The following is a 20,802-nucleotide window of genomic DNA, read 5'->3' on the forward strand; positions in this document are numbered from 1 at the left end:
ATAATGACTGACAAAGAACTAGAAGAAATTGGAGATAAAATAGTACGTGTTTTAAAAACAATTTTTGATCCAGAAATACCTGTAGATATTTATGAATTAGGTTTAATTTACGATGTTTTTGTTTCTGATGAAAACAACGCCAAAATATTAATGACCTTAACATCACCCAATTGCCCAGTTGCAGAATCTCTGCCTAGAGATGTAGAGGAAAAAGTAAAATCTTTAAAAGAAATTAACGATTGTGAAGTTGAAATCACTTTTGATCCAACTTGGACTCAAGAAATGATGAGTGAAGAAGCAAAGTTAGAACTAGGAATGCTGTAAATAATTATGAATATTGAGTTTTAAATGACGGATTAAAAGTTGTTCGACTTTAAAACTTGGAAACTTTAAAAATGGCTGAAGAAATTGTAAATAGAGTTGCCACGAGCAAATTAAAAACTTTTGACCTTGAGGAAATTTACCCTGATGGGAAAAGAGTTCTTTTTGATATAAAAGATTGGTTATTTCAAGAAATCATTTTGAAAGAAACCGATTTTAGAGCATTTGTAAAAAACCATGATTGGTCTCAATATAAAAATACATTTGTAGCAATTACATGCTCTGCAGATGCCATTATACCTTCTTGGGCTTTTATGTTAGTTGCTGCAGAATTAACTCCATTCGCAAATAAAGTAGTTATTGGAAACTTAGAACTGTTAGAAACGGTTTTATACCAAGAGTTACTAGAATTTATAGACTTTAGAGATTTTACAGATGCACCTGTAATTATAAAAGGTTGTGCGAACAAACCAATACCTAATGCTGCTTACGCTTTTTTAATAGGAAAATTACAACCAATAGCAAAATCTATCATGTTTGGAGAGGCATGCTCTACAGTTCCTTTATACAAAGCAAAAAAATAAAATTAGTAGTACCGTGTTTCAATTTAATTCACATTTTAAAAATATTCTTTTAATAATACTTTTAGCTTTTTCAGTTACTACTTATTCGCAAAAAAAGAAAGTAGAAAAGAAAAAAGTACCAGTTCCAAAATGGAAAATTCACGGACGTTTTACGTTTCTTTTTAATCAATCTGCTTTTTCAAATTGGGCTGCTGGTGGTCAAAATACAGTCGCAGGTAATTTTAATGTGAATTATGATTTTAATTACAAAAAAAACAACTGGAACTGGGATAGCAGACTTATCACTGGTTATGGTTTAAGCTATTTTACTGACAAAGGATATAGAAAAACCAACGATAGATTTGAATTTAACTCATTAGTGGGTTTAAAATCTTCCAATTATTGGTTTTTTTCTTTTTTTACCAATCTAAGAACACAATATACCAGGGGTTTTGATTATTCTAAAACACCAGAACGTTCCGTTTCCGATTTTTTATCACCTGCATATTTAAGCTTTGGTCCAGGAATGTTATGGAAAAAATCTGACGATTTAAATATCAACGTAGCTCCAGCAACTACAAGACTTACCTTTGTAAATGATATGTTTTCTGGAAAATTTGGTGTAGAAGAAGGTGAAAATACTGCCTTAAGTTTAGGTTTTAACCTTGCAGCTTATTACAAAACTGGCTTAATGACTAATGTAGAAATGGAAAACATTCTTACCATTTACTCTGATTATTTAGATAATCCACAAAATATAGATGTGGAATATCAAGCAAACATTCGTTTTAAAGTAAATAAAAGCTTAAAAATGCACATAACTTTTCATACCATTTTTGATGATAATGCTTCTGGTAAAGTACAATATCGTGAATTATTTGGCTTGGGTGTAAATTATAGCTTTCATGAAAAAGTGACTTATTAATCTTAAATTTGTCTAAAAAAAAAATCAATTAAATTTAAACTAAGTATTTTAAAAATGAAAAAATTATCAACCTTACTATTATTTATTTTTATTGGGTTTGCTACTAATGCCCAACAAACAGAAGAAGAGCTAAAAAAAGATTTGAAAGAAAAAAAAGCTGCGATTTCTAAATTACAAGGAGAAGCTAAAAGCATACAAAAAAAGCTAGATGCTTTACCTGGATGGAGAAAAGGTGCTTTTGGAACTATTGGTGGTAACATTTCTGGCTTTAACAATTGGTTTGCTAGAAATGCTCCAAATTCATCTGCAGCAAATGTTGGAATTACTGTAAATGGTTTTGCAAATCTTATTGAAGAAGATTTTTTCTGGAGAAATTCTGCCACTGTGAATTTAGCTTGGGTAAAATTAGATGATAAAGATGACCCAACTGATAGTCCAGATTTTGAAACAGCAACAGATGTTTTTAACATTTCATCTTTATATGGTAGAAGATTAAGTAAAACCTGGGCATTATCTGCTTTAGCAGAATATAGAACCACTATTATAGATAATTTTAACGATCCTGGTTATTTAGATTTTGGTGCTGGTGCAACTTGGACACCAACTGAAAATTTAGTAGTGGTTATACATCCTGGAAACTACAACTTTGTTTTTAGCTCTGGAGATACCGTTTTTGAATCATCATTAGGTGCTAAAATTGTTGCAGATTACACAAAAAAATATGGTGATTTAAGTGTAAAATCTAACCTATCATTATTTCAAAGTTATAAAACTTCAGACTTATCTAACTGGACGTGGACAAACTCTTTTGGTTACACCTTATACAAAGGTATTGGTTTAGGTTTTGAGTTTGGTTTGCGTAAAAACAAACAAGAAGCTTTGAGCAATGCTATTGAAGAAAATGCAGCGTTACCAGTTCCTGGAGCTACACCAACTTTTGATACTGTAGATAATAAATTACAATCATATTGGTTATTTGGTATGAGCTACGCTTTTTAAATAAACAACAATATTATAATGAAACCTCAAAAAGAAATTTTTGAGGTTTTTTATTTTGTAACTTTGCCTAAAATTATTGTTGATGACTTTATTAATTACATACGCTATTATTTCTATTTTCTTTTCGTTTCTATGCTCAATTTTAGAAGCAGTTTTACTAAGTGTAACCCCAACTTTTATTAACATGAAAAAAAGTGAAGGTTTAGAATATGCTTCGCATCTAGAAGTTTTAAAAAAAGATGTAGATAAACCATTAATTGCTATTTTAACTATAAACACAATTGCACATACTGTAGGTGCAATTTTAGTAGGTGTACAAGCAAAAGTTGCTTATTCAGAAATGTACGGAACTACTACAAGAACTGTTTTAGGAGTAGAAATGACGGAAGATGTAATGGTTGGAATTGTATCTACAATTATGACCATTTTAATTTTAGTTGCATCTGAAATAATACCAAAAACAATTGGTGCAACTTATTGGAAACAATTAGCAAACTTTACTTCTAAAGCATTAAATGTTATGATTTTTCCATTAAAATTCACAGGTATTTTATGGATTTTACAACTCACCACAAAACTAATTGGAGGTAAAGGTCATGGTAGTATTTTAAGTAGAGAAAGCTTTTTAGTGATGGCTGATATGGCAGAAAAAGAAGGCGTTTTTCAAAAAAACGAAAGTAAAGTTATTAGAAATTTATTGGGTTTTAAAGAAATAAAAGTAAGCGATGTAATGACGCCTAGAGTTGTTTTAGAAATTGCAGATGAAACACAAACTATAGAATCTTTTTATAAAGAACATAAAAAATTACGTTTTTCTAGAATTCCTGTGTTTTCTGAAAATCCTGATGCTGTAACTGGCTATTTTTTAAAAGACGATATGTTAGAAGCCATGATAAATGGCAATGGTAAAGAAACTTTGGCTTCTATTAAAAGAAATATTTTTGTTACGGATAGAGAACTGTCTATTCCAGATTTGTTTGATAAATTAATTAAAGAAAAAGAACATATTGCGCTGGTGGTAGATGAATATGGTTCTGTAAGCGGAATTGTATCTCAAGAAGATGTGATTGAAACTCTGTTAGGTTTAGAAATTATGGACGAAACAGATTCTGTAGCAGATTTACAAGCTTTGGCCAGAAAATCTTGGGAAAATCGTGCAAAAAGAATGGGTATTATTGAGGATACTAAGGAAGAGTAAGTTTTTATATACAGCTTTTTTAATAGTGTAATTTTAAATTTTTTCAATCAATTCTTTTGGTAGTAATTTTTCCAAAATAAACTTTTGCTTTTTTTCGATTACTAAAAACTTCCAATTATTTTCTCCGTTTTCTGAAATAGCATATACATCTTTTTGAGATTGAATATCAAAAAAACCTGTTTGTTTATTATACACAACATTTTTAGAGCCAAAGGTTTTTTCTAAAGATAATTTTACCAGCTTTACCCTTGTTGTTTTTTCGTCTATTGTTTCTCCTTCTTCTCCTTTTATTTTTAAATTTAGTTGATTTGAATACGTAAGAAGTGAGTAATATTTACTTTCAATTTGTTTCTTGTCGTTAACCTTTATAATTTTTGGATTTTTAATTTCAAATTCCATATCTGGATTGTTAAAAGTCATTTCCATAACTTTTATCATTTGAGATTTTGGAATAATATCAAAAAATTCTGGAACAATGTAATTCATTGATTTTTCAAATTCCATATTTACTATAGCGCTTAAATAGTCATTAAATTCCTTTTTAAGTTCATTCTTATAATCTTGTGAAATTGCGGTTGATGTAACTATTAATAGTAGAATTGTAAATATTTTTGTTTTCAATTTCATAATATTTATGTTTTTTATTTACTTAATTTCAAAATTCGAAATGCTCCTTGAATTACCAATACAAAAACGATTGTTCCGATAATTAAATCTGGTTTATTTGAACTCATATAATGTACTAAAATTCCAGCAATTATTACTCCTAAATTTATAATCACGTCATTTGAAGTAAAAATCATACTTGCTTTCATATGTGCCTCTTCTTTACTCTTAGATTTTTGTAAAATGTAAAGACAAATTCCGTTTGCAATTAGTGCAAAAATCGAAACGATTATCATTGTGGAAAAATCAGGAAGTTTCTCATCTCCAAAAAACCTTCTTAAAACTTCTAAAAATCCAATAATGGCAAGTATTATTTGAAAATATCCTGCAAGTTTGGCAATTCGTTTTTTCTTAATTAAAGTTCCACCAACCGCAAATAAACTAATTCCGTACACAAAACTATCTGCAAGCATGTCTAAACTATCAGCAACAAGTCCTATAGATTTTGAGATAATTCCTGTAGTCATTTCAATGATAAAAAAAGTAAAATTTATGGCAAGTACAGACCAAAGTAGTTTTTTCTGATTTTCATTTTCTTTAAATTCAGTTTGGTAGGTTTTTGCTGTTGAAATTTTCTTTCCTCCCAAATTAAGTTCAATAATGGACTTTTCAATTTGGTCAATTTCTCCGTTGTGAAAAATAGTTAATTTTCGGTTAGGAATGTCAAAGTCTAAACTTGCAATACTTGAAATACCATCCAATTTCATTCGGATTAGATTTTCCTCAGAAGGACAATCCATTTTAGTAATTTCAAATATTGTTTTTTTCACTCGATTTATTAGTTTTTTTATTTAAATATTATTGGTAAATCAGAGTTTGAAATTTTCACAATATGGAAAGGCTGAGTGATCACAGTTGTAGCGTTTCCTTCTGGAACAACATTAGTTATATTAACAATTATATTTTCAGAATTTGATATAATTTTTAATTCCAAACTATGACCTCCATTTCCTCTTATTTTATCAAATATTGCAATAACTTTATATTGAGAAAAGTCAATGTTTATTTCTGAAAAATTATCAGAAATATTGTTTACTGAATTCATTTGAGATATTAAGCTGTTCCATGTATTTTGGTTAGTAATTTCCAAATTTTGTTCAATAATTCCTTCGTTTCCATTCCCAAAAAGATTGCCTTTAGCAATTAAAGTAGATTCAATATTTACTATTTCTGAATCGTTATCTTCTGAATTACAACTCAAAATTAATATTGATAACAAGATAATTAATACATTTTTTTTCATAATACTTTGTCGTTTTTAAGTAGATGTTAAAAGGTTCAAAAGGTTGCGTCAAATATGCAACAACGTTTATGTATAAGAATAGTTGCGGGTTTGTGTGCGAGGATTTTCCGCAGAAAAATCAGATGTAGCAAACACGCAACGACCTTTGATTAAACACTAAACCGCAATTATTATTATTATTATTATTATTATTATTATTATTATTATGCGGTGTTAGCTGTAGTTTATTTCGTCTATTTCAATTAATTTCCTAATATGTTTTTTTGTAGCAAATCTATTTATAATTGCTTGTTGTTCGTCATTGTCAATTAGTAAAAAAGGAACTTTAATATTCCTTAAATCTAAAACTTTACAATTTTCAGGTATTCGAAATTCAGTTTTTATATGTCTATTCGTATTTCGAGTTCCTTCATTTATATATTTAAATTTCTCAAAATTATCGATATCAAAACCATTGTAAGGTGAAGTTAAGTATTCCCAACCTTCTATTTCTCCAAAATATTTAACAGTTTGGTTATTCGTGAAATTTATTAGATGAATTCCTCCATTCAAATGAGAGTTGCCTAAAATTAATCCACCTTTTGTTCCGTCAAAAACTAAATTTTTCTTTTTTAAAATGTCAAATTCTTCGATTGTAAATTCCAAAAAAGGTTCTGAATAATAGTTTCTTTTTCCGATTTTTAATTCTCGACAAAGTTCGAAACATTTTGTTCCATATTCCATCGGTTGGTTATTATAAGTTAAAGGTTTCATCTTCAAAATTTTCAATATTTGTAAAAGTTTTATCAGAATTTACGGTTTTTTTTTGGTAATTACAGCCAACTGTTATTATCCAAACAATTTTATTCTTCTTCTTTATATTCGTAATATAAAAAGTCGTTATAAGGAAAACGTTGAATGTGAATTTTCTTTACTTCTTCATAGGTTTTTTCCTTAAAGTCATCTAAATTTTCTTTGTTCAAGGCTGAGATAAAAATGGACTCTACTTCTTTATCATTCATCCATGTTTTTTTCCAATCTTGTAACGTATAATGCTCTTTTGTTTTTTCAGTTACCAAATCATCTTCCTCAATGGTTTCATGCTCGTAAGCATCAATTTTATTAAACACCATTAAAGTTGGTTTGTCTATACATTTAATATCGTTTAAAATGGTATTTACAGAAGCAATATGATCTTCAAAATTTGGGTGAGAAATATCTACCACATGCAATAATAAATCTGCTTCGCGAACTTCATCTAAGGTAGATTTGAAAGATTCTACCAATTGCGTTGGTAACTTTCGAATGAAACCTACAGTATCTGTCATTAAAAAAGGGATATTTTTAATAACTACTTTACGAACTGTAGTGTCTAAAGTTGCAAACAGTTTGTTTTCAGCAAATACATCGCTTTTACTAATCACATTCATTAGGGTAGATTTACCAACATTGGTATAACCTACCAAAGCAACACGTACCATTTTACCACGGTTTTTTCTTTGAACCGCCATTTGCTTGTCTATAGTAAGTAAGCGTTTTTTTAATACGGCAATTTTATCTCTAATAATACGTCTGTCTGTTTCTATTTCTGTTTCTCCAGGTCCACGCATTCCAATACCCCCTTTTTGTTTGTCAAGGTGCGTCCATAACCTAGTTAATCTTGGTAATAAATATTCACTTTGAGCTAGCTCTACCTGAGTTTTTGCAGAACTTGTTTGCGCTCTTTGTGCAAAAATGTCTAATATTAAATTGGTTCTGTCTAGTATTTTACAATCTAATATTTTTTCAATATTTCTTAGTTGTGCTGGCGATAATTCGTCATCAAAAATGGCAGTTCCAATATTATGAGCATCTATATATGCTTTTACTTCATCTAATTTTCCTGTACCTAAAAAAGTTTTTGGGTTTGGTTTGTCCATTTTTTGAACAAAACGTTTTACAGGAACTCCACCAGCAGTTTCTGTTAAAAATTGTAATTCATCTAAATATTCTTCCGATTTTTCTTCATCTTGAAGTTGTGTAATTACACCAATTAAGATGGCTTTTTCGGAAATGGCTTCTTTTGCGTCTATCATAGAGCACAAAAATACGAAGATTTAAAATATAAAATTGTACAAAAAAACCCGAACAATTATTCGGGTTTTATTTTATTAATTCAAATTCAAAAGAACAGAAAGTTTACAACGTTTTCTGCGTTACAAAATTAGTTTCTTTTTACGTGTTCAAAAATTATTGAAGATTAAGAAATGCTTTTCTGAATGTTAATAAATTGTTTTTAGTTTTAAAAAAAGGTTGACGCCAACTATTGTTTTGACGCCAACCAAATAATCAACCAAAAATTAGTTTTATAAAAACGCTACTTTACCTGTAGCCATATTATATACAGCTGCTACTATTTTAATTTTTCCTTCATCTTCTAATTGTGCCATTTTAGGAGATGCTTTACGAATATCTTCTACTGTAATTTTTGCATTTTTATGAATTACGTTGGTAAGAAATTCTTCATTTTTAGATGAAATTTCTCCATTTTTTTCTGTTGCATTTACAGAAGGTTGAATTTCATTTAAAAGGTTTTGTAATGCTCCCATTTCCATAGAAGCTGCATCTGTTTTGTCAATTGCATGTTTAACTGCTCCACAAGCTGTGTGTCCCATAACAATTACTACTTTAGATCCTGCAACTGCTGTTGCAAATTCCATAGAACCAACTATGTCTGCATTTTCTATATTTCCTGCTACTCTTGCAACAAAAATATCTCCAATACCTAAGTCGAATACGTCTTCTACAGGTACTCTACTATCTACACAAGAAAGTACAATTGCTTTTGGATATTGCCCAATCATAGCTTCTCTTCTTTGTGAAGAATGATCTCTTTGTGTTAAGTTATTACTTACAAAATTTTCATTTCCTTTTTTAAGTCTTCCAATGATTTCATCAGGACTCATATTTGCTTGTTCTTCTGCGCTTAAAATACTTTTAATTGGTGTTTGTTGTACTGTTACTGTGTCTACTATTACTTTTTCTGTTGCTGTTTTTTTCTCGTTATTACACGACATTACCGTTAATGATAAAATAAAAACCCCTAAATACTTTACTAAATTGTTCATAAGATAATTGTTTAAAATTGATGTTAATGTTTATTGTTAAAAATTGTGGTGCAAACTAAATTGCAGTTGTGGTTTACTCCAATTATCTGTGGTTTGACTCATCCACCCTAATTGAAATCTTACTTTTGTGTTTAAAACATATCCTAAACCTAAATATGTTCTATTTCTGTCAAATAATTCTACGTTTCTATTATTTCCTATATTTCTTTCTCCGTTTATAAAAAGCTCATTATAAAATGCTCCGTAAATAGTTTTCGGACTTAAATCTTTATTATTAAATGGTACATTTATAAATAAATTATAGCGATACCTTGTTCTAAAATCTTGCCCTTCTACAAAACGTTGCTCGTATCTAAAACGATGTGTTATTAAAAAACGACTCCCAATTTTTTGCGGAATTAAAGCCTCTTGATAAATTCTGTTTTCATTAGAGGTGTCATCTGAATCTCCAAACTGACCTGAGGTTATGTTTGCAAAACCTGCTGTAAACAATACTCCAGCGTTTTTTGGTTTGTAGGTGATTCCAGAACGCAATAAAAGTTGCTCTTTATCACCTAAAAATTGCCAATCTCTGTATTGAAAATCTCCTTGAATTCCCCATTGAGAATCTTTAAATTGATGATTAAAAAAATACATATACCATGCTCCAGTTTGATTCTCATCTACCTGAGAATATGCAGAATTATGCATTATAAAAACTAAAAAAATAAATACTAATTTTCTCATTATGTTAAAATTTTAAACAAATATAAAAGTATTACTATTAATTTAAAAAGTTTTACTTTACATTAACAAATGTTTAACATTTATTGAAAAAGATTAAACAAAATAGCATTGAGATTCAAGTACTTATAAAAAGGTATTTTCTTTTATTTAAATTTAAAAACACGATTTTATAATTAAGTTAAGTTTGTTTGCTACATTTATAGGGTTGCTATTTTAACACAACAATATAAATTAAATATATGTTTCCATCAATTTCATCTAGAAAACAAAGTGAAAAAATTACAACAATCGCATTTTATAATGTGGAAAATCTTTTTGATACTATTAACGACCCTAAAACTTTAGATGATGATTATACTGTTGATGGAAAACATAAATGGACGAAAAAACGTTACAGCATAAAGCTTAAAAAGTTAGGTTCTGTAATTTCTCAATTAGGATTAAATCGTTCTAAACATCCTCCAGCAATTGTTGGTTTGGTTGAAGTAGAAAATGCAAAAGTTGTACATGATTTGGTAAATTCTTCCTATTTAAAAAAATATCATTACGACTTTGTACATCATGATTCTCCTGACGAACGTGGAATTGATGTGGCTTTATTATACAACAAAAAACATTTTGAAGTTTTAGGTTCTGAAACTTTTGCATTAAAAATAGAAAACGAACCAGGAGTGAGAGATTATACAAGAGATGTTTTAAAAATAACTGGAAATTTGCACGGAGAATTAGTGTATATTTTGGTAAATCATTGGCCTTCTAGAAGAGATGGAGCAGAAACTACTGAATATAAAAGAATAAAAGCTGCTGAACTAAATAGAACTATTATTGATGAAATTAGAGCGCAAAGTTTTGATGCTAAAATAATTATTATGGGTGATTTTAATGATGATCCAGCCAGTGTAAGTATACAAACTTTAGCTTCTGATGATTTTATAAATCCGATGGAAAATTTATTAAACCCTCAAAAAACAGGAAGTACTAGTTATAATAAAAAGTGGAATTTATTCGACCAAATTTTATTTTCTAAGAACTTTTTAGAAAAGAAAAAGGACAAATTGTATTTTAAACATGCAGAAGTTTTTAATAAAAAATGGCTAAAAGTATTTAAAGGAAAATTAAAAGGAAGTCCGTTTAGAACTTATATTGGGCCTTGGTATCAAGGTGGTTTTTCGGATCATTTTCCTGTGTATGCTTTTTTGAAAAAGGAAGATTAACTTTTTCCTTGTTGCTTAAAAGCGTTTCTTAATTTATCATCATTAATAATATACTTTTTGTATTTACCATCTCTATACCTAAAATAGATAAAAATGGGCATAAATATAAAAGACAAATACAAAACGCATAAACCCATCACTATTTTTGCTTTTTCATGATCTGTATTTAACAAATAAGCTCCAATTGAAACCCAAACTAAAAAAACGATAAAAAGTATTTTTAATAAAATCTTCATACTGCAAAACTACAAAAAGTCTATCTTTATTTTTTAATAATTAGTAATTATGTCAGGTTAAGCGTAGTCAAAACCTAATTATTTTCAAAATTATAAATCTTTCGACTTCGTTCGAGAAAACAAAAAATTTTATAAATGAAATCAATTTTATTAATTTTGATAGGTTTGCTATTCATTTCTTGTCATGAAACTAAAAAACAATCTGCAATGAATAAAAAAGTAGTAATTGCTCACAGAGGCGCTTCTGGCTATTTACCTGAACATACCATGGAAGCTAAAGCCATGGCTTATGCTATGAATCCAGATTTTATAGAGCAAGATTTAGTATTGAGTAAAGATGATGTTCCTATGGTAATTCACGATATTTATTTAGATGATGTTACCAATGTTGCCACAAAATTTCCTGATAGAAAAAGAACAGATAACAGATATTATGTGATTGATTTTACTTTTGAAGAATTGCAAACTTTAGCAGTTTCTGAACGTTTTAATCCAAAAACTGGCGAGCAATTTTACAAAAACCGATTTCCAAAAGGGAAAGGAAATTTCAAACTGCATTCTTTACAGCAAGAAATAGAAATGATACAAGGTTTAAATAAAGCTACTGGAAAAAATATTGGCGTTTATCCAGAAATTAAAGAACCTGAATTTCACAAAAAAGAAGGAAAAGATTTAACTGAAATTGTTTTAAATATACTTGCGAATTATGGTTACAAAACCAAAAAAGATAATTGTATTTTACAATGTTTTGATGCCAAAGAACTGAAGAGAATTCGCCAAGAATTAAAATCTGATTTATTTTTAGTGCAACTAATGGAATTTCCGGAAGAAGCTAAAAACTTACACCATTTTACAACTTATGCAGATGGAATTGGACCTTGGTACAAACAAATTTTAGATAAAAAAGTAAATGATGAATGGAAATTTACGCCTTTGGTTTCAGATGCGCATGAATTGGGTTTAAAAGTGCATCCTTATACGTTTAGAGCAGACCAATTAGATGAATTTTCTACGTTTGAAGAAATGATGCAAACCTTATTAATAGACGCTAACGTAGATGGTGCTTTTACAGATTTTCCAGATTTGGTAGTAAGCTTTGTGAACTTATACAATTAAGAAGTCACCTCAATTAACTTATTTCTATAAGCAGTTAATAATTTCGATTTTGATATGAAACCAACATATTTTTCATTTTTAACTACTGGTAAATTCCAAGCATTGCTTTCTTTAAATTTTTGCATTACTTTTTCCACAGTATCATTATAAAAAATAATTTCTGGAGCAGATTTCATAAAATTAGAAACAGTTGTAACTTCATACTGACTTTGATCAAACATCATTGGCCTGATATCATCTAACAAAACAATTCCTAAAAAACGTTTTTCTTCATCTAAAACAGGGAAAATATTTCTTTTTGATTTTGCTACTGACTTTTTTAGCATTTCACCAAACGTCATTTCTGGAGTAATGGGTTTAAAATTAGTTTCAATTAACTTGTCAATACGCATCATCATTAACACATTTTTATCTTTGTTATGCGTTATCAATTCGCCTCTTTTTGCCAATTCTACTGTGTAAATTGAGTTTGATATAAAGTATTTTGTAAAGGCAAAACTTATGGCTGCCACTAACATTAAAGGAACAAACAACTCATAACCTCCAGTAATTTCTGCAATTAAGAAAATTGCAGTTAATGGTGCATGTAAAACTCCTGCCATTAAACCTGTCATACCAATTAACGTAAAATTAGATTCAGAAACCGAAAAACCCAATTGATTTATAATTTTGGCTATTGCATTTCCTAAAGCAGAACCCATAAAAATTGTTGGTATAAAAATACCTCCAACTCCACCTGCAGCAAAGGTAGTTGTCATGGCAATCGCTTTAAAAATAGCAATGATTAATAACATAAAAACCACCATGTAAACGTTTTGCAAATCGATATTATAAGGAATATCTTTTAACGCTTGTGCAGTATCATCATTCAATAAATTATTAATTAGTCCATAACCTTCTCCATACAAAGGAGGAATTAAATACAACATAATTCCAATGGCAATTCCTCCAATAATCAGTTTTTTAAACGGACTTTTAAAACGTGCAAAAAAATGGGTAATTGCAAAATACATTTTAGAGAAATAAACTGAAGCTATTCCTGTAAAAAATGCTAAAATGATATAAAAAGGAATGTCTTCTACTTGAAAAACATCTACCAATTTAAAACCGAATAAAACATCTGTTCCAACAAAAAAATAACTTGTAATTACTGCAGAAACCGAGGCTAATAATAACGGAACTAAAGAGGCAAAAGCCAAATCTAAACTAAAGATTTCCACAGCAAAAATAATGGCTGCAATTGGGGCTTGAAACATAGATGACATTGCTCCAGCAGTTGCACAACCCACTAATAACATTCGGGTTTTTGCATTCATATGAAACAATTGTGCAACATTAGAACCCAAAGCTGCTCCTGTACTAACTGCAGGACCTTGCAAACCTGCAGAACCTCCAAAACCAACAGTTAATGGAGCAGTAATTAAGGAAGCAAACATTTTGTAACGTTCTATAATTCCGTTTCTTTTAGAAATGGAATGTAAAGTGGTTGAAATTCCATGTCCTATTTCTTTTTTAATGATAAATTTCTTAATTGAATACACTAAAAATAAGCCGATTATAGGAAAGATAAAATAAAGCGAAAAATGATACTCTTTAATGAATTTACCTTCTAATAGTTCTTCAATTAAAAAAGTAAAATCTTTTAAAATAAAAGTTCCTAAACCTGCTAAAAACCCAACTAAAACACTTAAAATATATACAAATTGTCTTTCAGAAATATATTTATATCTCCAAATTAAAACATTTTTAAGTATTTTATATTTTGTTGGCATTTATTTTTTTGTTGATAAAATATCCGTACCTAAATAACCATTATCTTTATTATAATACCAAGCTCTGTTTTTAGGCATTTTTATACCATTAATAGTTTCTAAACCAGATAATAAAATATATTCTCCGCTATTTTTTGCTTCTTTAAAAAATTGATAAACTTCCATTGCATAAGTCTCTGGATTGAAATAAAAGTACCAAGTATCTTTTCCAACTTCTTTGGAATAGGTAGCTTTTAGTACTAAATATTCTTTTCCTTTAAACGTTTTTCTTTCTACTTTTTCATCAATAATAGTTCCTTTATCTTTCAACTTCATTGGCAAACCATACAAATAGGTATAATAGTTTTTATACAAATTTGCGCGTTCGCAACTTAAACCATGTTTCTTTTTTAATATTTCAGACGGATTTGTATTGCCATTAATTGCCATACTACAATCTCCCTTATGAATTGCATATTCTGTTACGATTGTATCTTTTACAGCTTTTACTAAAAAATATTGTTCTGGTAAATTAATTCGGATTCTACTTTTTCTTGGAGAACTATTTGGTATTTCCATCGTTACAAAAAGTTCACCTTTAAAGGTTTCCCAATTTCCATTTGGATCGTGAAATGTAATTGCTTTTTCTAATAATTGTTTTCCTGTTAATTCTTGTGAAAATGAAATTATAGTTGCAAAAAGGATGGTAAGTGTTAGTAGTTTTTTCATAATTTAAAAGTAGTAAAATTCTAACAAAAAAAACCTCAAAGGATTTGATAACCTTTGAGGTCTAAATATTTACAAAATATATTTTATTCTTGAATATCTAACTTCAAGTTTAATTCTTTCAATTGCTCATCATCAATAAAAGCAGGCGCATCAATCATAACATCTCTTCCTGAATTATTTTTTGGAAACGCAATAAAATCACGAATGGTTTCTTGTCCGCCTAAAATAGCAACCAATCTATCCAAACCAAATGCCAAACCTCCATGAGGTGGAGCACCATACTCAAAAGCATCCATTAAAAAACCAAATTGTGCTTTTGCATCTTTTTCAGAAAAACCTAAATGTTTTAACATGGTAGCTTGTGTTGCTTTATCATGAATTCTTATAGAACCTCCTCCAATTTCATTTCCATTCAATACCAAGTCATAAGCATTTGCTTTTACTGCTCCAGGATCTGTATCTAACAATTCTATTTGCCTAGGTTTTGGTGATGTGAATGGATGGTGCATTGCATGATAATGCCCAGTTTCTTCATCTAGTTCCAATAAAGGAAAATCTATTACCCAAAGTGGCGCAAACACTTTTGGATCTCTCAATCCTAAACGCTCTGCTAATTCCATACGTAAAGCAGATAATTGTGCTCTTACTTTGTTTGTTTCACCAGACAAAATACAGATTAAATCTCCAGGTTTTGCACTTGTAGTTTCTGCCCATTTTGCTAAGTCTTCTTGGTCGTAAAATTTATCTACCGAAGATTTGAATGTTCCATCTTCGTTTACGCGACAATATACCATTCCTAACGCGCCAACTTGTGGTCTACGAACCCAATCAATTAACTTATCAATTTCTTTTCTTGTATAAGAATTTCCTCCAGGAACAGCAATTCCCACCACCAATTCAGCATTGTTAAAAACACCAAAATCTTTATGTTGTGCTACTGAATTTAACTCACCAAACTCCATTCCAAAACGAATATCTGGTTTATCATTTCCATACAAACGCATAGCATCATCATACAACATTCTTGGAAACTTCTCTACTTCTACTCCATTTACTTCTTTTAATAAATGACGTGTCAATCCTTCAAAAATATTTAGAATATCTTCTTGCTCTACAAATGCCATTTCACAGTCAATTTGTGTAAATTCTGGCTGTCTGTCTGCACGTAAATCTTCATCTCTAAAACATTTTACAATCTGAAAATATTTATCCATTCCACCAACCATAAGCAACTGCTTAAAAGTTTGTGGAGATTGTGGCAGTGCATAAAACTGCCCTTCATTCATTCTCGAAGGAACCACAAAATCTCTTGCACCTTCTGGCGTAGATTTAATTAAATAAGGAGTTTCAACTTCAATAAATTCTTGGTCAGACAAGTATTTACGAACTTCCATCGAAACTTTATGACGGAAAATTAAACTTTCTTTTACCGGATTTCTTCTAATATCCAAGTATCTGTATTTCATTCTTACATCTTCTCCACCATCAGTTTTGTCCTCAATCGTAAAAGGTGGAGTTACAGATTCGTTTAAAATTTCTAATTTAGAAACCAAAACTTCCACGTTTCCTGTAGGCATTTTACTGTTTTTTGACTCACGTTCAATCACCTTACCAGTTACCTGAATTACAAACTCTCTTCCCAGAGATTTTGCTTTCTCCATCATTTCTTTTGGTGTACGTTCTTCATCAAACATTAACTGTGTAATTCCATAACGATCGCGTAAATCTACCCAAATCATAAAACCTTTATCGCGCGATTTTTGTACCCAACCAGCCAAGGTTACTTCTGTATTTATATGCGAATCTCTTAACTCGCCACAAGAATGACTTCTATACATTTCTTTCAATAATTTAAGTTGCGAAATTAATCATTTTCCGTTAAATATTAATGTTTTGGGCGTTCATTTCTAAACAGAAATGCCCCGCTTTTCACACTCGCTTTTTTTAAACAAAAAAGAGCTCAAACAATTGCTTCAATCGGTAACGCAGAATCCGTCCAATTCTTTGTAAATTTGTCTTTATGAGTGTAATTAATATTCAAGAGAAATTTAAATTGTTTCAAGACTTATGGTCTCCAAAAAAAGTTGGGCAATTAAACGGACAACAAATATTATTAGCCAAATTAAAAGGAGAATTCGTTTTTCATAAACACGACAATGAAGACGAGTTATTTATGGTTATTAAAGGAACTTTAGATATCGAGTTTCGTGATAAAACAATAACCTTAAACGAAGGCGAGTTTTACATTGTACCTAAAGGAGTAGAACACAAACCTATTGCAAAAGAAGAAGTCCATATTGTATTATTTGAGCCTTTAAGTATAAAACATACAGGAGATATTATTGCAGATATTACAGTTGAAGAATATGAATCTATTTAATTGGTTGATGGTTTTTAGTTTGTAGTATCGCAACAACTACCAAAAACCACCAACAAAAAACCAAAAACCAAAATGTCAAAATTATATATAGTTCCAACACCAATTGGTAATCTAGAAGACATTACTTTTAGAGCAATTCGTGTTTTAAAAGAAGTCGATTTTATTTTAGCAGAAGACACACGCACAAGTGGAAAACTATTAAAACATTTTGAAATTGCTACACAAATGCATAGCCATCATATGCACAATGAGCATAAATCTGTAAAAGGTGTTGTGCAAAGAATTCAGAATGGAGAAACTTGCGCTTTAATTTCTGATGCAGGAACTCCAGCAATTTCAGACCCTGGGTTTTTACTCACTAGAGCTTGCGTAGAAAATAATATTGAAGTTGATTGCTTACCAGGAGCAACAGCTTTTGTACCAGCTTTGGTAAATTCTGGCTTACCTAATGACAAGTTTGTTTTTGAAGGTTTTTTACCTGTTAAAAAAGGAAGACAAACCCGTTTTCTGTTGTTAGCAGAAGAAACAAGAACGATGATTTTTTATGAATCTCCACACAAATTGGTGAAAACTTTAGGTCATTTTATCGAATATTTTGGATCAGAACGAAGAGTTTCAGTTTCTAGAGAACTTACCAAAATGTTTGAAGAAACCATTAGAGGAACAGCCACAGAAGTGCTGGCTCATTATACAGCAAAACCACCAAAAGGAGAAATTGTGGTAATTGTTGAAGGGAAGAAATGATTAATGTAATAATTTATCATTTTTAAAATGTAACAATTGTCTGTTTTAGAATAGTCGCTTACTTTATGAAAAAAATTATTGTTTTAATATTATCAATTTTTTTATTTCAATCTTGTTATTTTGGAGCGGGAGTTGTTGAAGTGGATTTACCAGATAGTTATTTTTTATTTGGAAATAATTCTATTGATGAGACTGCCGTTTTTTTTGAAACAGGCGAATACAGTTCTGATGTTATTGTAGAAGAAACAGTTTTTGCAATTGGTTTTAATAAAAAATTTATTATCGCTAAAAGTTATACGAATAACTCAAAATTCATGTTTGAAGATAAAAATCCTGAAATTCTTAATGGAATTCAAGAAGATGATTTAATTTCTTATCATATTTTAGATTTAAGAGAAAAGAATCCTAAAAAAAGTAAGGGAATGAATTTTACTGAATACGTAAAAAAAAGGAGAGATTTAAAAATTTCTGAAAAACTAAATTTCACAATAATCTTAAAAGAAAATACAATTAAATGATCATCCAACAATTCAAAACAAAATTAAAATCAAACCCAACAGCAATTACGTTTTCAGATACAATGCAAGTAATTGATGATAATTACAACTTCACTCCAACCGCTTTTACAAACGGAGAACTCAAAAACAATGCTGGCGAAAATTCTGGTTCTTGCAAATTATTTGCATTTGCAAAACTTCAAAAACTAACCAAAGAAGAAACTTTATTTTGTTTTGGAGAGCACTATAAATCTGTTTTAGAAGATAAAAATGGAGATTCTCACCAGAATATTAGAAACTTTATGAAAACTGGTTTTAATGGTCTGTCTTTTGAAGGTGAAGCTTTAGAGTTAAAGTAAAAACGTCCATAATTATTTCATAAGCATTCATTTTTATTTTTATTCTAAGCTATTTTTGATAAAATTCAAAAATCTATGGAATCTAAACATTATGATGTTTTTGTTATTGGAAGTGGAGTTGCAGGACAAACCGCTGCTAAAATCTGCGCAAAAAACGGATTGAAAGTTGCCATTGCAGACAAACAATCTTTTGGTGGAACTTGCGCCATAAGAGGTTGCGACCCTAAAAAAGTGATTTTGCAATTTGCAGATATCATCAAGAAAACAGAAGCATTAAAAGGTTTAGGAATTAAAGAAATTCCAAAAATTAGCTGGGAAGCTATTCAAGGTTTTAAAAAATCTTTTGTAGATAAAGTTCCAAAAGGAACAGAAGAAAACCTAAAGGAATTGGGAATTGATTTGTACCATCAATCGCCAAAATTTATCAGTAAAAATGAAATTTCTGTAGAAGGAAAAACAGTTTCCGCAGATAAATTTGTAATTGCTTCTGGCTTAACCCCAAGAACACTACATTTTGAAGGTGCTCAATTTTTAAAAACAAGTGCCGATTTTTTCAATTTGAAAAAATTACCAAAATCTGCCACTTTTATTGGTGCAGGTTATGTTGGTATGGAATTTTCTTATTTATTATCTACTTTGGGTTGTAAAGTAACTGTGATTGATAGAGGTACTCAAGCCTTGTCTCAATTTGATGCTTTTTTAGTGGAAAAGTTAGTAGAAAACATGCAAAAAAAAGGTGTGAAGTTTTACTTTAATTCAGAAATTGAATCGGTTGAAAAGTTGAGAAAAAACTTCCGAATCAACTTCAAACAAAAAGACAAAACCAACTCTGTAAAATCGCGAATTGTATTTAATACTTCAGGAAGAGTTCCAGCAACTGAGTTGTTAGCCTTGGAAAAAGCAAACATAAAAAATGACGAAACAGGAATAATTGTGAACGAATTTCTTCAAAATGAAACTAATAAAAACGTGTATGCTTGTGGAGATGTTTCCAGTAAGTCATTGCCATTAACGCCTCTTTCTGGTTTGCAAGGTTATATAGTTGGTAACAACATTGTAAAAGAAAATTCTAAAAAATTTACAAATCCGTTAGTGCCTTCTGTGGTTTTTACTTATCCAAATTTAGCAACTGTGGGTTTGTCTGAAAACGAAGCGATTGAAAAATACAAAAACATTAAAGTTTATAAAGGTAATGCCACTCATTTTTACAATGCAAAAAAATCGAATGAAAGTATTTATGCGTATAAAATAATTATTAATAAAAGAACAGATGTAATTGTTGGTGCACATTTATTAGGTTCAGAAGCGAATGAATGCATTAATATATTTATGATGGCAATCAACCAGAAAATGACGGTTTCTCAATTTAAAAAACTTATTTTTACGTATCCTTCTTATTCCAGCGATTTAAAAAAGATGATGAAAAATCCTGACTAATTTCAATGAAAACCCTTTTATCTGAAATAAAAAAATGTACGCTTTGTGAACCTCACTTAGATTTGGGTGCAAATCCTGTTGTTTCTGCACATAAAAATTCTAAAATTGTAATTATTGGGCAAGCTCCAGGAACTAAAGTGCATGCATCTGGAATTGCATGGAACGATGCCAGTGGAAAACAATTAAGAAAATGGCTAAATGTTTCTGATGAAGATTTTTACAACGTAGAAAATTTTGCCATAATTCCTATGGGTTTTTGTTATCCTGGAAAAGGAAAAAGTGGCGATAAACCACCAAGAAAAGAATGTGCACCTCTTTGGCATCAACAAATATTCGACAAATTGCCAAACGTAGAATTGGTTGTTTTAATAGGAATGTATGCACAAAATTATTACCTAAAAAGTAAAGCAAAAAGAACACTTACAGAAACTGTAGATAATTATCCTGAATATCTACCAAACTATTTTGTACTTCCTCATCCTTCCCCAAGAAACCGATTTTGGTTCACAAAAAATCCTTGGTTCGAAAAAAATGTAATACCTGAACTACAAAAAAGAGTGGTTGCTATTCTTAAATAAAGAAGTATTTTTAAACCATCAAAAAAACTTGGTG

24 protein-coding genes are annotated in these 20,802 nt (G+C 29.8%); 13 read left to right on the forward strand and 11 right to left on the reverse strand.

Features of this window, described 5'->3' with window-relative positions; genetic code table 11:
* Positions 1-3: 3 nt before the first annotated feature.
* The 5 genes from FDT66_RS11075 (at position 4) to FDT66_RS11095 (ending at position 4,006) form a co-directional block, all read left to right on the forward strand.
* Positions 4-324 carry a DUF59 domain-containing protein gene (locus tag FDT66_RS11075; RefSeq protein WP_138536479.1) on the forward strand — a complete coding sequence of 107 codons (321 nt, stop codon included), beginning with the start codon at positions 4-6 and terminating at the stop codon, positions 322-324.
* 71 nt (positions 325-395) lie between these two features.
* Entirely contained in the window at positions 396-905 is a 510-nt protein-coding gene (locus FDT66_RS11080) for a DUF2480 family protein (protein ID WP_138536481.1), read from the forward strand.
* A 13-nt stretch (positions 906-918) separates the two neighbouring features.
* Positions 919-1,809: a DUF3078 domain-containing protein gene (locus tag FDT66_RS11085; protein ID WP_171032372.1), complete on the forward strand. Its 891-nt coding sequence runs from the start codon at positions 919-921 to the stop codon at positions 1,807-1,809.
* A 54-nt stretch (positions 1,810-1,863) separates the two neighbouring features.
* On the forward strand, positions 1,864-2,808 hold the full coding sequence (locus FDT66_RS11090; protein WP_138536483.1) for a DUF3078 domain-containing protein: 945 nt from the start codon (positions 1,864-1,866) through the stop codon (positions 2,806-2,808).
* An 82-nt stretch (positions 2,809-2,890) separates the two neighbouring features.
* Positions 2,891-4,006: a CNNM domain-containing protein gene (locus FDT66_RS11095; RefSeq protein ID WP_138536485.1), complete on the forward strand. Its 1,116-nt coding sequence runs from the start codon at positions 2,891-2,893 to the stop codon at positions 4,004-4,006.
* A gap of 33 nt (positions 4,007-4,039) precedes the next feature.
* On the opposite strand, the gene FDT66_RS11100 is transcribed toward FDT66_RS11095, so the two are convergent.
* The 7 genes from FDT66_RS11100 to FDT66_RS11130 all read right to left on the reverse strand — a co-directional run bounded on the left by FDT66_RS11100 (position 4,040) and on the right by FDT66_RS11130 (position 9,727).
* The gene (locus tag FDT66_RS11100; RefSeq protein ID WP_138536487.1) at positions 4,040-4,633 is read right to left on the reverse strand and encodes a hypothetical protein; all 594 of its coding nucleotides are present in this window, start codon (positions 4,631-4,633) and stop codon (positions 4,040-4,042) included.
* 14 nt (positions 4,634-4,647) lie between these two features.
* Positions 4,648-5,442, reverse strand: a complete 795-nt coding sequence (locus tag FDT66_RS11105) for a cation transporter (RefSeq protein ID WP_171032373.1) — start codon at positions 5,440-5,442, stop codon at positions 4,648-4,650.
* A gap of 17 nt (positions 5,443-5,459) precedes the next feature.
* Positions 5,460-5,915 (reverse strand): protease complex subunit PrcB family protein, encoded by a 456-nt coding sequence (locus FDT66_RS11110; protein ID WP_138536489.1) that lies wholly within the window; start codon positions 5,913-5,915, stop codon positions 5,460-5,462.
* Between the two features lie 213 nt (positions 5,916-6,128).
* Positions 6,129-6,668, reverse strand: a complete 540-nt coding sequence (locus FDT66_RS11115) for a hypothetical protein (protein ID WP_138536491.1) — start codon at positions 6,666-6,668, stop codon at positions 6,129-6,131.
* Between the two features lie 89 nt (positions 6,669-6,757).
* Entirely contained in the window at positions 6,758-7,969 is a 1,212-nt protein-coding gene (gene hflX / locus FDT66_RS11120; protein ID WP_138536493.1) for a GTPase HflX, read from the reverse strand.
* Positions 7,970-8,239: 270 nt separating this feature from the next.
* The gene (locus FDT66_RS11125) at positions 8,240-9,001 is read right to left on the reverse strand and encodes a carbonic anhydrase family protein (RefSeq protein WP_138536495.1); all 762 of its coding nucleotides are present in this window, start codon (positions 8,999-9,001) and stop codon (positions 8,240-8,242) included.
* Positions 9,002-9,037: 36 nt separating this feature from the next.
* A complete protein-coding gene (locus FDT66_RS11130; RefSeq protein WP_138536497.1) occupies positions 9,038-9,727 on the reverse strand; it encodes a DUF2490 domain-containing protein in 690 nt (229 codons plus the stop codon).
* 239 nt (positions 9,728-9,966) lie between these two features.
* Between FDT66_RS11130 and FDT66_RS11135 the strand changes: the two genes are divergently transcribed.
* A complete protein-coding gene (locus tag FDT66_RS11135; protein WP_138536499.1) occupies positions 9,967-10,941 on the forward strand; it encodes an endonuclease/exonuclease/phosphatase family protein in 975 nt (324 codons plus the stop codon).
* Here the strand turns inward: FDT66_RS11135 and FDT66_RS11140 are convergent.
* Entirely contained in the window at positions 10,938-11,177 is a 240-nt protein-coding gene (locus tag FDT66_RS11140; protein WP_138536501.1) for a hypothetical protein, read from the reverse strand. The two genes, FDT66_RS11135 and FDT66_RS11140, sit on opposite strands and share 4 nt — an antisense overlap.
* A gap of 135 nt (positions 11,178-11,312) precedes the next feature.
* Between FDT66_RS11140 and glpQ the strand changes: the two genes are divergently transcribed.
* A complete protein-coding gene (gene glpQ / locus FDT66_RS11145; RefSeq protein ID WP_138536503.1) occupies positions 11,313-12,293 on the forward strand; it encodes a glycerophosphodiester phosphodiesterase in 981 nt (326 codons plus the stop codon).
* Here glpQ and FDT66_RS11150 read toward each other — a convergent pair.
* From FDT66_RS11150 to aspS, 3 genes are all read right to left on the reverse strand, one after another.
* Positions 12,290-14,065 carry a chloride channel protein gene (locus tag FDT66_RS11150; protein WP_138536505.1) on the reverse strand — a complete coding sequence of 592 codons (1,776 nt, stop codon included), beginning with the start codon at positions 14,063-14,065 and terminating at the stop codon, positions 12,290-12,292. The two genes, glpQ and FDT66_RS11150, sit on opposite strands and share 4 nt — an antisense overlap.
* Positions 14,066-14,773, reverse strand: a complete 708-nt coding sequence (locus tag FDT66_RS11155) for a DUF6503 family protein (protein ID WP_138536507.1) — start codon at positions 14,771-14,773, stop codon at positions 14,066-14,068.
* An 83-nt stretch (positions 14,774-14,856) separates the two neighbouring features.
* Positions 14,857-16,611, reverse strand: coding sequence for an aspartate--tRNA ligase (aspS, locus tag FDT66_RS11160; RefSeq protein WP_138536595.1), 1,755 nt, complete (start codon positions 16,609-16,611; stop codon positions 14,857-14,859).
* 182 nt (positions 16,612-16,793) lie between these two features.
* On the opposite strand from aspS, the gene FDT66_RS11165 reads away from it, so the two are divergent.
* The 6 genes from FDT66_RS11165 to FDT66_RS11190 all read left to right on the forward strand — a co-directional run bounded on the left by FDT66_RS11165 (position 16,794) and on the right by FDT66_RS11190 (position 20,768).
* Positions 16,794-17,153, forward strand: a complete 360-nt coding sequence (locus FDT66_RS11165) for a cupin domain-containing protein (RefSeq protein WP_138536509.1) — start codon at positions 16,794-16,796, stop codon at positions 17,151-17,153.
* A gap of 72 nt (positions 17,154-17,225) precedes the next feature.
* The gene (gene rsmI, locus FDT66_RS11170; RefSeq protein WP_138536511.1) at positions 17,226-17,897 is read left to right on the forward strand and encodes a 16S rRNA (cytidine(1402)-2'-O)-methyltransferase; all 672 of its coding nucleotides are present in this window, start codon (positions 17,226-17,228) and stop codon (positions 17,895-17,897) included.
* A gap of 65 nt (positions 17,898-17,962) precedes the next feature.
* A complete protein-coding gene (locus FDT66_RS11175) occupies positions 17,963-18,415 on the forward strand; it encodes a DUF3997 domain-containing protein (protein ID WP_138536513.1) in 453 nt (150 codons plus the stop codon).
* Positions 18,412-18,753, forward strand: coding sequence for a HopJ type III effector protein (locus FDT66_RS11180; protein ID WP_138536515.1), 342 nt, complete (start codon positions 18,412-18,414; stop codon positions 18,751-18,753). Before FDT66_RS11175 ends, FDT66_RS11180 begins: the two co-directional genes overlap by 4 nt.
* 75 nt (positions 18,754-18,828) lie before the next feature.
* Positions 18,829-20,190, forward strand: coding sequence for a dihydrolipoyl dehydrogenase family protein (locus FDT66_RS11185; protein WP_138536517.1), 1,362 nt, complete (start codon positions 18,829-18,831; stop codon positions 20,188-20,190).
* 5 nt (positions 20,191-20,195) lie between these two features.
* The gene (locus FDT66_RS11190; RefSeq protein WP_138536519.1) at positions 20,196-20,768 is read left to right on the forward strand and encodes a uracil-DNA glycosylase family protein; all 573 of its coding nucleotides are present in this window, start codon (positions 20,196-20,198) and stop codon (positions 20,766-20,768) included.
* The last annotated feature ends 34 nt before the right edge of the window (positions 20,769-20,802 follow it).

The sequence above is a fragment of the Polaribacter aestuariivivens genome (assembly GCF_005885675.1).
In the GTDB taxonomy this organism is placed as follows: Bacteria; Bacteroidota; Bacteroidia; order Flavobacteriales; family Flavobacteriaceae; genus Polaribacter; species Polaribacter aestuariivivens.